Origin of the sequence: Moritella sp. F3, from assembly GCF_015082335.1 — a bacterium.
Classification (GTDB): domain Bacteria; phylum Pseudomonadota; class Gammaproteobacteria; order Enterobacterales; family Moritellaceae; genus Moritella.
Map to the genome: position 1 here is coordinate 95,162 of NZ_BLRL01000004.1, position 13,164 is coordinate 108,325.

Here is a 13,164-nt window from a genome sequence, read left to right on the forward strand (position 1 = left end):
ATACATACGATATTTTTATGACAATATAACAGCTTAAAAGTATTTTAAATTAATTTCAGCAGGAGCAAAATATGCCAACTCGTCAAGAGCTAGCGAACGCAATTCGTGCCCTAAGTATGGACGCAGTTCAACAAGCAAATTCAGGCCATCCAGGCGCACCTATGGGCATGGCAGATATTGCCGAAGTATTGTGGCGTAAAAACCTAAACCATAACCCAGCAAATCCAAACTGGGTTGACCGTGATCGATTTATTCTTTCAAACGGCCATGGCTCAATGCTTATTTACTCACTGCTACACCTAACAGGTTATGCATTACCTATTGAAGAATTGAAGAACTTCCGTCAATTGCATTCAAAAACACCGGGTCACCCTGAATACGGTTATGCACCAGGCATTGAAACAACGACTGGCCCGCTAGGCCAAGGTATTACTAATGCTGTTGGTATGGCGATTGCTGAAAAAACATTAGCAGCACAGTTCAACAAACCAGAACATGAAGTTGTTGATCACTACACTTACTCGTTCCTAGGTGATGGTTGCCTAATGGAAGGTATCTCACATGAAGCATGTTCACTTGCTGGCACATTAGGCCTAGGCAAGCTTGTTGCATTCTGGGATGACAACGGTATTTCAATTGACGGCGAAGTAGACGGCTGGTTCACAGACGATACTGTGAAACGTTTTGAAGCTTACGGTTGGCATGTTGTTTCTGTAGATGGTCACAACCCTGCAGAAATCCAAGCAGCTATTGATGCATCTAAAGCAGAAACATCACGTCCAAGCCTTATCTGTTGTAAAACAGTCATTGGTTTTGGTTCACCAAACAAAGAAGGTACGCATGACTGTCATGGTGCTCCTCTAGGTGACGCTGAAATTATCGCAACACGCGAAAAACTAGGTTGGAAACACCCTGCATTCGAAATCCCAGCAGATATCTATTCTGAGTGGGATGCTAATGAAGCTGGCGCACAAGCGGAAGCGGCATGGAATGAAAAATTTGCGGCTTATGAAGCGGCATACCCAGAACTAGCTGCAGAATACGCACGTCGTACTTCTGGTGAATTACCAGCTGACTGGGAAGCTAAAACGTCTGCTTACATTAAACAGCTTCAAGCTGATTCTGCAAAAGTAGCAACACGTAAAGCATCACAAAACTGTATCGAAGAATTCGGTGCATTATTACCTGAACTGCTAGGTGGATCTGCGGATTTAGCACCATCTAACTTGACTATGTGGTCTGGTACTAAAGCAATCACTGCTGATGACGCATCTGGTAACTACTTACACTATGGTGTTCGTGAGTTTGGTATGACTGCAATCATCAACGGTATGTCGTTACACGGCGGTTTCACGGCTTACGGTGCTACATTCCTGATGTTCATGGAATATGCGCGTAACGCAATGCGTATGGCTGCATTGATGAAAGTGCAAAACATCCAAGTTTACACGCATGATTCAATCGGCCTAGGTGAAGATGGTCCAACTCACCAACCAGTAGAGCAAGTTGCTAGTTTACGTATGACACCTAACATGAGCGCATGGCGTCCATGTGATTCAGTTGAATCAGCAGTTGCTTGGAAACACGCAATTGAACGTAAAGATGGTCCAACTGCACTTATCTTCAGCCGCCAAGGTCTAGCACCAATGGCACGTGATGAAGCACAATTAGCAAACGTTGCTAAAGGTGGTTACACGCTAGTTGATTGTGATGGCAAACCTGAGCTTATCCTTATTTCTACAGGTTCTGAAGTTGAGCTTTGTACTAAAGCAGCTGCAGAGCTTACAGCGAAAGGCCGTAAGGTACGTGTTGTATCTATGCCTGCTACAGATGTATTTGACAAGCAAGACGCAGCATACCGCGAATCAGTATTACCGTCAGACGTTGTTAAACGTGTTGCGGTGGAAGCGGGTATTGCTGACTTCTGGCACAAATACACAGGCTTTAACGGTGCTATCATCGGTATGACTACATTCGGCGAATCAGCACCTGCTGAGCAATTGTTCGAAATGTTTGGTTTCACTGTTGCTAACGTAGTTGCAACGGCTGAATCACTATAATAATACAATCGGCATAACCTTTGTTATGTCCGGTTTGATTATGATTAGTAACACATATTGATATCAAAAAAGAGCGCTTCGGTGCTCTTTTTTATTACCTGTAATTTAGCTATTACCTAAGCCTGAATGATGTTGATGTTGATGTTGATGTTGAATCGAGGGATAAGGTGGAATTACAGGTATAAAAAAACCAGCATGCGCTGGTTTTTTGTTATTCCGTATAGGTTTGCTAACTAGGCAACCTGTACAGGAATATCGTTACTTGTGCGCACGATGTCATTCGCTTGATCAAGATAAACTAGGTCAGGCTTGTGTTGTTTCGCTTCTTCATTATCCATGCGTACATAAGCACAGATGATGATGCGATCGCCTACTGCGGCTTTACGTGCTGCAGCACCATTCACAGAAATGATTTTCGAACCGCGTTCGCCAGCGATTGCGTAAGTTGAAAAGCGCTCACCATTATCAATGTTATAGATATCGATTGCTTCATATTCTAGGATCCCTGATGCATCAAGCATATCTTGATCGATTGCACATGAACCTTCATAGTTTAGTTCGGCATGTGTTACACGCGCTTGGTGTAACTTACCTTTTAGCATTGTGGTTTGCATTGTTCTAAAACCCATTCCATTAATTGTTTATGACTATACCGTTAACGATTTACCGACGACATGTCGTACAAAATACGTACCAGCGACCATAGTAGCGTATTTGTTTAATTAGCGCAATTGTACTAGCACTTAAGGAAATATGTACTAGTCGCCAAGGAAACACGCACTAACAGTAAGGTAAATATATACCTAGGGTTAGTGCTATTTACCTTAACAACCAACTGATTAGGCTAGTTATTATGTTAATTCAATCACTTTATTGTCGATTAAACGCGCTTTACCTAAGAATGCAGCCATTAATACTACGGCTTGCTTGCTGTCTGTTGTGAGCGAGGCTAAGGTCTCTGCATCGACAATATCAATCGCGTCGGTATTGAAACCAGCGGCATTTAGTTGCGCCGTTGCCTGTGTTACTAATATCTGATTTTCTTGCTCGTCCACAGAGATTTTTCCAGCAATTATAGTCATCACTTCTGCTAATAATGGCGCTATAATACGCTCTTCAGCGGTTAACAGACCATTGCGTGAGCTCATTGCTAAACCTGACTTTTCGCGTACGGTTGGCACACCAACAATTTGAATTGGCATCGCTAAATCAGCAACCATATGACGAATAAGGGCGAGCTGTTGGAAATCTTTCTCACCAAATAGGGCCACATCAGGCTGTACTAAATTAAATAATTTAGCCACGATAGTCGACACACCATTAAAATGGCCTGGGCGATGTGCTCCCTCAAGTACTTCGGAAATGCCGGGTACTTGAATAAAGGTTTGTGATGCTAAACCGTGTGGGTATATCAGTTCTGGACTTGGTGTGAAGACTAAATCGGTATCAACACTTTGCAGTGCGCGGCAATCTTCATCTAAGGTGCGTGGGTAGGCAGCTAAATCAGCCGCTTGGTTAAATTGCATTGGATTCACAAAGATACTCACCACAACACGGTCTGCGAATTTTTGCGCTTCTTTCACCAAGGTTAAATGGCCATCATGCAAATTCCCCATAGTTGGTACGAATGCCGTAGATAGACCTTGACGACGCCAAGCGATAACTTGCTCTCGAAGCACGTCAATATTTGCAATAATATCCATATATGAATTACCTAATAAATGAGGGAATAGTGAAAGAGGGGGCGTGCAAATTTTGATTATTTGCTTATCAACCCCTCGTTCTTTTGTGCGGACACGTGAGCAGGAGATAACACGTGAACTTATGCTAAGCGTAATCTATGAAAACATGTGCTCATCGGCAGGGAAAGTCTGCGCAGCAACTTCATCAATATAAGCGCTAACGGCTTTACGCATATCACCGGTTTCGGCGAGAAAGTTTTTCGAGAATTTAGGCACAAAGCCTTTCGAAATACCGAATGCATCATGCATTACTAAGATTTGCCCATCGGTATCGCGACCAGCACCAATACCAATCACTGGGATTGTTAAGGCTTCAGAGATACGCTTTGCTAGTGGCGCAGGGATACACTCTACCACTAATAGTTGGATGCCTGCGGCTTGTAATGACAGTGCGTGTTCAACCATTTCATCGGCTTTATCTTGCGCGCGGCCTTGTACTTTAAAACCACCAAATACATGTACCGACTGCGGTGTTAAACCAAGATGACCACACACAGGAATTCCACGTTCAGTCAGAGCTGAAACGCTATCAACTAACCATTCTCCGCCTTCTACTTTAACCATGTTCGCACCGGCTTGCATAAGCGTTGTCGCATTGGTTAAAGTCTGTTCTTTAGTTGCATAACTCATGAATGGCATGTCAGAGATAAGCAGTGCTTCAGTCGCACCTGCACGTACGCAGCGGGTATGATAAGCAATATCTGTAACAGTAACTGGTAGCGTATCATTGTGGCCTTGTAATACCATGCCCATCGAGTCGCCAACTAGTAATACTGGCATGCCGACTTCGTCAAACAATGCAGAAAAACTTGCATCATAAGCAGTAATACATGCAAACTTCTGGCCTGCTTCTTTCAATTTAAGCAGTTTAGATACGGTAACTTTACTCATTGGAAATCCTTCTTCACATTACTCTATGTTTTGATAAATAGCTAAGCCGTTACGAGGACAGTCCTCAAGTAATACGGATAATGCTTGGCCACAAGGTAGTTGTAATTGTGGCGCTATTTCAGCTAAGGGATAAAGTACAAACTCACGCTCTTTCATGCCGTAATGTGGCACAGTTAAGCGTGGTGTACTCATCATTTCATTACCGTATAGTAAGATATCTAAATCGAGGGTTCTTGCCCCCCAATGTTCTTTACGTACACGGCCTTGTTCATTTTCAATATGCTGTAGTGCATCCAATAATGCAATGGGTGCTAAACGCGTATCAATACATGCTACAGCATTAATATAGTCAGGTTGTTCTTGTGGCCCCATCGGTTTACTTGCATAAAGAGAGGATACCGACACTAAACGACTTAAACTTAATGTCTCTAGTGCAACAATCGCTTCTTGTGCTTGCGTGACAGGATCTGCAAGGTTGCTGCCGATCGCGACATAACAACGTGTATAACCCTGTTCGATAGGTTTCGACACATTATTCAGCATTGTTATCAGCACTGTTATCAGAATTATTATCAACAATAGTTGTAGCGGCTGGTTTCTTCTTTTTAACGCGACGCGGACGCGTTTTTTTACCTGCAGGTGAATTCAATTCTTTAATTAAGTTCTGACGACCAGTGGCATTGGCACTTTGATAATCCTGCCACCATTGTGTGACTTCAACTAAATCGCCACCTTGAATGTCTGCACGCATTTCTAAGAAATCAAAACCAGCGCGGAATTTTAAATGCTCGAACGCTTTTTCTGCGCGTTTACCTTGGCGACGTGGTAAGCGGCTTTGTAGATGCCAAATATCACGGATTGTTGAGGTAAATCGACGTGGAATAGCAATGCTTTTCGTTTGTGAGTCTAGCGCGTCATTCATTGCTAATAACAAAGCGTCATTGTAGTTAAGACCGCTATCGATCACACGCTCTTCAGCAAGTGCCTCAAGTGGATACCATAACATAGCTGCATATAAATAAGCCGGTGTTACACGTTTGCCAGCATTAATACGGTTGTCAGTATTTTCTAGTGCAATTTCGATGAATTTATCGCAATTACTTGAACCGTCTTCGTTTAAATACTTGCTTACTAGTGGAAATAATGGCTGAAATAAGCCATGTTCTTTCATCAATTTGTATGTTGCTAAACCCTGGCCATTTAAAAATAGTTTTAGCGTTTCTTCAAATAAACGTGCTGCTGGGATGCTTGATAGTAAGCTCGCGAGTTGTTTGATTGGTGCTGCAGCATCAGGGCTAATCTGCATATCTAATTTAGCCGCAAAACGTACTGCACGTAGCATACGTACAGGATCTTCGCGGTAACGCGTTTCAGGATCGCCAATTAAACGCAGTTGTTTGCTTTGTAAATCAGCAAGGCCGCCTGCAAAGTCATACACAGCACGATCGGCAATGTTGTAATACAGCGCATTAACGGTGAAATCACGACGTTCAGCATCTTCACTGATTGTGCCATAGACGTTATCGCGTAATAACATGCCGCCATCAGATTGCTTTGATGTTTGTTGATTTTCTTCTTCGACGTGATGACCACGGAAGGTCGCTACTTCAATCATGTCACGGCCAAATAGGATGTGAGCAAGGCGGAAACGGCGGCCAACTAAGCGACAGTTATGAAATAATTTTTTGATTTGTTCTGGTTCAGCATTGGTCGCAATATCGAAATCTTTTGGTTCTTGACCAATAAAAATATCACGAACACCACCACCAACAAGATACGCTTGGTAGCCTGACTTGTGTAAACGGTAAAGTACTTTTAGGGCGTTTTCACTAATTAAATTATGGTTTACCGGGTGTTGACCCTTTTCCAACTTCAGCTCATTTAATCCTAAAACAGGTGTATCTTGCGTTATGACTGGCGCAGGTGTTGCAACCGCTGTTTCATGAGAACGCGTTTGGCTAGGTGCTTTTTTACTCGCTGAATCACGATCTTTGCGTGTATTTGACGCTGCTTCAGATGTTGTGTCTTGCACATCTGGCGTTTGATCTAGCTGCTTTCTGCTCAGTATATTTTTACAGAATTTAGTGATTTGAGTGAAAATGGTACACCTCGAATTAATATTAAAATAGGTTGAATTTTTTGTGCCGCCTATCATAGCGCTGCACTGGTAAAATGACAAAGATTGTCGACGAAATTTAGTATTAATCTTGCCTTATTGGCTTAATACGATGGATTTCTGTCTGGGTAGGTTTTTGACGGACCAATGTTCTGTGCCCCATTGTAATAGCGCTGGAATCGAAAGATCTTGTAGTTCGCTAAAAACAGGTAGGGCTAAGAACTTGAATGCATCAATTAATAAAGCCTTCGCATTGCGGTTATCTAAGCCCGGCGCATGATTTTGTTTACTCAATTTAGAGCCATCGGCATTACTAACTAACGGTAAATGTAAAAATGATGGCGCAGGTTGGCCAAAGTGAGCAAATAGATATAATTGTCGACCAGTCGGTTCAATCAGATCTGCGCCTCTGACTACCTGGGTGATACCCTGATAAATATCATCAACCACAACAGCAAGATTATAAGCGAATAGACCATCTTTACGATGAATAATAAAATCTTCCGCCGCGAGTTCCTGGTTAATCGCTATTGTACCATGCAGTTCATCAATAAAATCATTCACTGGCGTCGTGGTTGTTACGCGTAACGAGGCATTTTCTGCAGCAAGTTGTTTGTGTTTGCATTGACCTTGATAAAACGTACCTTGCGCTTGGATTTGCTTACGCGTGCAATGGCAGTAATAAGTTAAACCTTGCTGACTAAGTTGTGCTATCGCATCTTGATAGGCTCGAGTACGTTGGCTTTGGTAGACAACGTCACGATCAGAATTCAAGCCGAAGGCTTCAAGTGTCGTTAGGATGTTGGCTGCAGCACCGGCAACTTCGCGAGGAGGGTCAAGGTCTTCAATTCGTACTAACCAAGTACCTTGGTTGGCTTTGGCTTGTAAGTAGCTGCCAACAGCAGCGATCAGGGAGCCAAAATGTAGTGGCCCTGAAGGTGAGGGCGCAAAGCGTCCTACGTAGCTATTGGACATAAATTGAGTTCTTAAATCGAGAGTTAAAAATAAAAAAGGCTAGAAATAGAAAGAGGGCTAATTAGCCCTCAATAAAATCATGTCAGTAGAAACTGATTAGCCAACCATTTGCTTTTCTTTAATTTCAGAAAGCGTTTTGCAGTCAATACATTGTTCTGCAGTTGGTCGAGCTTCTAAACGACGGATACCAATTTCGATACCACAAGTGTCGCAAAAACCGAATTCATCATTTTCAATTAATTGAAGTGTTTTTTCGATTTTTTTGATCAGTTTACGTTCACGATCACGTGCTCGAAGTTCTAAGCTAAACTCTTCTTCCTGAGCTGCACGATCAACAGGATCAGGGAAGTTTGACGCTTCATCCTTCATATGAACCACTGTGCGATCAACTTCTTCACGTAGTTCATTACGCCAAGCACTTAAGATATTTTTAAAGTGATCGCGTTGCTTCTCGCCCATGTATTCTTCACCAGGTTGTTCTTGGTAAGCTTCTACACCTGCGATGGCTAAAACACCGAGTAATTTTTTCGCTTCAGGCATGCTATCTCTCCTAGTCCGCATTACGCCGTAATATTACCGAGCACTGCTTAGCAATATTTATGGGCGGTATAAATACCAGAAACACACAAACTGCGCAAACTAAACTGGAAAATTGTTCATCAACACCCTCTTTTGGGTTAGTTTGGTTGTGATCTTAATCACAGTTGAATGAAATTTGTTCTACCAGTGTAATTCCGTCTGTTTCTATTGTACTCGCGTATGCGAATACTTCTACTCCTTGGTTAATGGCCTGCTTAACAAGATCACTATAGTCCTTATCTAAGTGTTTCGCAGGTTTTAAAGTGGTAATTCCTGTGTGTTGTACGACAAATAATAATACTGCTCGGTGTCCATTTTCCTTTACAGCCATCAGTTCTCGCAAATGCTTTTGACCGCGCACGCTGACAGTATCTGGAAAATAACCACAGCCATCTTGCAATAAACTGGCACTCTTCACTTCGATATAACATTTACCTAATTGGCTGTCTTCGAGCAATAGATCAATGCGGCTATTCTCATTACCGTATTTTACTTCGGTACGCAGGGTTTCGTAACCTGCAAGTTGTGATATTGAAGCGCATTCAATGGCTTCTTTGGCTAATTGGTTCGCTCTGGCTGTATTAATACAGATCATATCGCCGTTGGCTTTTTCGGTGAGCTCCCACGATCGGGAATATTTACGCTTTGGATTATCCGAGGTTGAATACCAAATCGTATCGCCAGCATCGCCACAACCGGTCATTGCACCGGTATTGGCACAATGGATAGTGACTTCTTCACCATTTTCAAGAATGACATCGGCTAGAAAGCGCTTGTAACGTTTTATTAATGTCGCGGATTGTAATGGACTCGGATATTGCATTGCATGGCTCAATTAGTTGGTTATTAATTGAGAGCATAATAATTTTGCAGCAATAAAGCCATCACTTAAATTTAGATAAATCTCGGTGCCATTGTTTATCTTCTTGATCGCTGGCCTTCTGCCACACTTGTTTTACATTTACGCTCAATTGACCATTAATTTCATTGGCACTCAGGGTAAATGTAAGGGGGTTGGCAATATTGGGCTGGGATAAAATCTGTTGATCATTAAATACTTGCTCGACGATACACACTGAGGTTTTGTCTGGGCTATCAGCATTCCGTGCGAGTGGATTATTACAGTTGTTCATCACATCGCCACCGTTTGGATAAAGCACGCCTAAACGTTGATGTTGACTGCCAATCGAGACATCAAAAAAAATCTTCTGACTGGCGAGATAATTGTAAATATTGGCAGATAACACGGTCGGCGCACGTTCTTTTTCATTATAGAAACGTGACATTTTTAAGTACGTTGAACTGCCTCCCGGCGCAGTGACATCGGCAGTACGCACGTATTTATGCAAAATACGCATATGATGTATTGGCAGTGTCCAGCCAACTTGCACTTGCACTTTGACATCGCCATTACTGAGCTCTTCGACATTGGTTATACGGGTCTGTACTTTGGTATTGAGGATAGGCTCGATGACTTCATTATCAATACTACTGCGCACTTTTAATAACTGTGCGAGATTGAATTTCGGGCTATGACCATGTGCTGAAAACAAGCGTTTCACATCATCAAGGATCGAGGTGAGTTGCATGACCTCATGATCTTGTTGACGGATTAATCGTGCACTTTGTTGCGTTGAAATTTGTGGTTCGGCAATGGCTAATTTTATCTCACCTAAATTTTTTAAATTATTATCGAATTCATTATCAAGGGTGATGAGACTTTTTTCTATGCTGAGGTTATTGCGTAATACCGCCATACTCTCGCCAATATGATGTTCGTCAAAGGTCGCCCGTATTTGCTGTACCACAAAGACTTTGCCTTTATAGACATCCTTATCTTTGACCGTCTGTGGCTTGTTTTGCGGGGTGATCTTGATATAGGCGGCTTGAATAATCGGCACATATTGTTTGTAGTTGGTGAGATCGACGGGTTTGTTCATTAGTTGATAATCGCGTACATCAAAACTGGCTTTTATTCGCGCTTTTTCCAGCATTATTTGTTTGGCACTGGCAAGGCTTTCACCATTACTGAGCTGATGAGTGATGGTATATGTTTTTGACCAAAAACCGACATGGGCAAGCGCTGAGTGACTATAACTGAGCGTCAATAATAAGGATAAAATAATTGGCATGGATAAGCGCATAGTAAGTTCCTTTTGCTATTCCTTATAAATAATAGACTTAAATTTAATGGATGGTATTTTTAGGGTAAAATACGTCGATTACTGATTAATTTATTTTATCCTGAGAGGCCTTTGTGGCAGCGTTACCGATCACTTCCGTACTAGCCGACTTATTTACGGCCTTAACATCATCCAATCAAGTTATCTTGCAAGCGCCACCTGGGGCGGGTAAGTCAACGCTATTACCGTTGAAGCTACTGCAAGAAAAACTCTTTAGTGGCCGTATTCTGATGCTTGAGCCTCGTCGTCTTGCCGCGCGTAATATTGCCACTTATATGGCCTCGAAGCTGCAACAAAAAGTCGGTGACGAGGTCGGTTATCGCATGCGTGGTGATACCAAAATATCGAAAACCACACGTTTGGAAGTAGTAACGGAAGGGATCTTAACGCGGATGATCCAGCAAGATCCGGAACTCAGTGATTACGATTTAATTATCTTCGATGAATTTCATGAACGTTCATTGAATGCTGATATTGGGCTGGCGTTTGCATTAGAAGTGCAACAAGGGCTGCGTGATGATTTAAAGCTACTCGTTATGTCTGCCACACTCGATACCGACGGATTGCAAAAGCTATTGCCTGATGCGCAATTATTGACAGCAGAAGGACGTTGTTTTCCGGTGACGTATAGCTATCACCCAATGAGTTTACAGCGCAGTACTGCTAAACAAGCACTACCGGGGGCGATTGCTGCGACCGTAACATTAGCCTTGCAACAACAAGCGGGTAATATCTTAGTGTTCTTACCGGGTGTGAGTGAGATTAAGCGTTGTCAGCAACAATTACAGGCTCTCGTTAATGCCCAGTTGCATGTCCTGCCTTTGTACGGGCAATTGACGCAACAGCAGCAACAGGCGGCGATTAATCCTTTGCCTACCGGACAACGTAAAATTGTACTTGCAACGAATATTGCGGAAACATCCTTAACTATTGAAGGTATTTCGGTGGTGATTGATTCTGGCCTTGAGCGTAAAGTCAGTTTCTCGCCACGCTCTGGTGTTAGTCGATTACAAACAAAGCGCATTAGCCAAGCGTCTGCCACTCAGCGTGCTGGACGAGCAGGGCGACTACAAGTCGGACATTGCTATCGGTTATGGCGGGAAGAAGATCATAGCCGCTTAGAGGCGCAAATAGAACCAGAAATTCTTGTCGCAGACTTAACCTCAACGTGTTTAGAGCTAAAAGTGTGGGGCGTTAATAGCTTTGCGGAACTGGCGTTATTAGATAAACCTTCACTGGCCAATGTCGATTATGCTGAAGGTTTGCTCACTGATTTAGGCGCGTTAGAATCGGGTAGTTGCAGTCAACATGGCCAAGCGTTAGCCGCATTTGGTATGTCTCCCCGTTTAGCGCATATGTTATTAACGGCGCAAACATGGGAAGCTGAATTACCAGGTATTAGCTGGTTAGCCTGCCGTTTGATTGCTTTACTCGAAGGCAGTGAACGCTTACCACTTGATCTCGACTTTGCACTGCAGCAGATGGCGGCGGGGCAATTTAAGCAAGCACAACGCCAAGCGCAGCAGTGGGCGCAGCGTTTTAGTTTTATAAAACAGAGTAGTCATAGCGCGAGCACGAATGCCTATACCGGCTTGTTATTAGCGTTAGCGTATCCTGATCGTATCGCGCAGCGTCGTGATAGCACTGGACGCGGACAAGCTGGCCACGGGCAAGATGTGCTGTATATGTTAAGTAACGGCCTCGGGGTTAAATTGATGAACGATGCTAGTTTAACCAGTGCCGAATTAATGGTTGTGGCTGATTTGTCATTAACTGAACAAGGCGCAGATGCCATGGTGTATAACGCCTGTGCTATCGATCTCGCAGAGTTACAGACTTGGTTACCGCAATTGTTTAGCCAGCAAGCATTTGTGCAATGGGATCTAAAAGCGCAAAAACTGATTGCTGAGCAGCGTCAATGTTTAGGCAAGTTAGTGTTATCCCGTAAAGTATTAACCGATATCAGCCCTGCACAAAAACAAACTGCAGTACTGGCCGGTATTCGTAAGGCGGGTCTGTCTGTATTACCGTGGAGCGAACAACATAGAGCCTTATTGACACGTTTACGTTGCGCACATCAATGGTTGCCTGAATTAGGTTTTGTTGATTACAGTGACGCTGCCTTGATTGACGATTTAGAAAATTGGCTGTTACCGTACTTAACGGGCGTGACGGGGCCTGCGCAGATGAAAAAAATACCATTGTCCGAAGCGCTGTTATCGCGTTTAGAGTGGTCTCTGCAACAACGTTTGGATAAAGAGTTACCCACACACTTTACCGTGCCGACAGGCTCAAAAATTAAATTACGTTATAACGATAATAATGCCCCGAGTTTACCCGTGCGTATTCAAGAGATGTTTGGTCAAGCGAATAAACCGGCTGTTGCGAATGGTCGTGTGCCGATTGTGATTGAATTATTGTCTCCCGCTCAACGTCCGTTGCAAATAACCCAAGATTTACTCGGTTTCTGGAGTGGCAGCTATAACGAAGTCAAAAAAGAAATGAAAGGCCGCTACCCGAAACATTATTGGCCAGATAATCCACTTGAAGCGATGCCGACCCGCCGGGTTAAAAAACATATGTAGGAAAGCAGCCATAATTAATCGGAATCTGCTATT

General features: G+C 43.1%; 11 protein-coding genes. 2 read left to right on the forward strand and 9 right to left on the reverse strand.

Translation table 11 applies throughout. From position 1 onward, the window contains the following. Window positions 1-71 precede the first annotated feature (71 nt). On the forward strand, window positions 72-2,060 hold the full coding sequence (tkt, locus tag JFU56_RS08975) for a transketolase (protein ID WP_198436956.1): 1,989 nt from the start codon (window positions 72-74) through the stop codon (window positions 2,058-2,060). Window positions 2,061-2,293: 233 nt separating this feature from the next. On the opposite strand, the gene panD is transcribed toward tkt, so the two are convergent. The 9 genes from panD to JFU56_RS09020 all read right to left on the reverse strand — a co-directional run bounded on the left by panD (window position 2,294) and on the right by JFU56_RS09020 (window position 10,507). Then, window positions 2,294-2,674 carry an aspartate 1-decarboxylase gene (gene panD, locus JFU56_RS08980; protein WP_198436957.1) on the reverse strand — a complete coding sequence of 127 codons (381 nt, stop codon included), beginning with the start codon at window positions 2,672-2,674 and terminating at the stop codon, window positions 2,294-2,296. 237 nt (window positions 2,675-2,911) lie between these two features. Then, entirely contained in the window at window positions 2,912-3,763 is an 852-nt protein-coding gene (gene panC / locus JFU56_RS08985) for a pantoate--beta-alanine ligase (RefSeq protein ID WP_198436958.1), read from the reverse strand. 135 nt (window positions 3,764-3,898) lie between these two features. After that, complete coding sequence (gene panB, locus JFU56_RS08990; protein WP_198436959.1) at window positions 3,899-4,693, reverse strand: 3-methyl-2-oxobutanoate hydroxymethyltransferase; 795 nt, start codon at window positions 4,691-4,693, stop codon at window positions 3,899-3,901. Between the two features lie 18 nt (window positions 4,694-4,711). Next, window positions 4,712-5,236: a 2-amino-4-hydroxy-6-hydroxymethyldihydropteridine diphosphokinase gene (gene folK, locus JFU56_RS08995; RefSeq protein WP_198436960.1), complete on the reverse strand. Its 525-nt coding sequence runs from the start codon at window positions 5,234-5,236 to the stop codon at window positions 4,712-4,714. Then, window positions 5,226-6,725 carry a polynucleotide adenylyltransferase PcnB gene (pcnB, locus tag JFU56_RS09000; RefSeq protein WP_206759244.1) on the reverse strand — a complete coding sequence of 500 codons (1,500 nt, stop codon included), beginning with the start codon at window positions 6,723-6,725 and terminating at the stop codon, window positions 5,226-5,228. Before pcnB ends, folK begins: the two co-directional genes overlap by 11 nt. 180 nt (window positions 6,726-6,905) lie before the next feature. Continuing rightward, window positions 6,906-7,784 (reverse strand): tRNA glutamyl-Q(34) synthetase GluQRS, encoded by an 879-nt coding sequence (gene gluQRS / locus JFU56_RS09005; protein ID WP_198436962.1) that lies wholly within the window; start codon window positions 7,782-7,784, stop codon window positions 6,906-6,908. Window positions 7,785-7,880: 96 nt separating this feature from the next. Next, window positions 7,881-8,324, reverse strand: a complete 444-nt coding sequence (gene dksA / locus JFU56_RS09010; protein ID WP_019440751.1) for an RNA polymerase-binding protein DksA — start codon at window positions 8,322-8,324, stop codon at window positions 7,881-7,883. 154 nt (window positions 8,325-8,478) lie between these two features. After that, window positions 8,479-9,186 carry a DNA/RNA nuclease SfsA gene (gene sfsA / locus JFU56_RS09015; RefSeq protein WP_198436963.1) on the reverse strand — a complete coding sequence of 236 codons (708 nt, stop codon included), beginning with the start codon at window positions 9,184-9,186 and terminating at the stop codon, window positions 8,479-8,481. Between the two features lie 61 nt (window positions 9,187-9,247). Beyond that, window positions 9,248-10,507, reverse strand: coding sequence for a sugar fermentation stimulation protein (locus tag JFU56_RS09020; protein WP_198436964.1), 1,260 nt, complete (start codon window positions 10,505-10,507; stop codon window positions 9,248-9,250). A gap of 113 nt (window positions 10,508-10,620) precedes the next feature. Here JFU56_RS09020 and hrpB point away from each other — a divergent pair, with 113 nt between their 5' ends. After that, window positions 10,621-13,131: an ATP-dependent helicase HrpB gene (gene hrpB / locus JFU56_RS09025; RefSeq protein WP_198436965.1), complete on the forward strand. Its 2,511-nt coding sequence runs from the start codon at window positions 10,621-10,623 to the stop codon at window positions 13,129-13,131. The last annotated feature ends 33 nt before the right edge of the window (window positions 13,132-13,164 follow it).

Coding starts and splice junctions, on each gene's coding strand:
- tkt (WP_198436956.1), top strand. CDS start 72: ATGCCAACTCGTCAAGAGCTAGCGAACGCAATTCGTGCCCTAAGTATG.
- panD (WP_198436957.1), bottom strand. CDS start 2,674: ATGCAAACCACAATGCTAAAAGGTAAGTTACACCAAGCGCGTGTAACA.
- panC (WP_198436958.1), bottom strand. CDS start 3,763: ATGGATATTATTGCAAATATTGACGTGCTTCGAGAGCAAGTTATCGCT.
- panB (WP_198436959.1), bottom strand. CDS start 4,693: ATGAGTAAAGTTACCGTATCTAAACTGCTTAAATTGAAAGAAGCAGGC.
- folK (WP_198436960.1), bottom strand. CDS start 5,236: ATGCTGAATAATGTGTCGAAACCTATCGAACAGGGTTATACACGTTGT.
- gluQRS (WP_198436962.1), bottom strand. CDS start 7,784: ATGTCCAATAGCTACGTAGGACGCTTTGCGCCCTCACCTTCAGGGCCA.
- dksA (WP_019440751.1), bottom strand. CDS start 8,324: ATGCCTGAAGCGAAAAAATTACTCGGTGTTTTAGCCATCGCAGGTGTA.
- sfsA (WP_198436963.1), bottom strand. CDS start 9,186: ATGCAATATCCGAGTCCATTACAATCCGCGACATTAATAAAACGTTAC.
- JFU56_RS09020 (WP_198436964.1), bottom strand. CDS start 10,507: ATGCGCTTATCCATGCCAATTATTTTATCCTTATTATTGACGCTCAGT.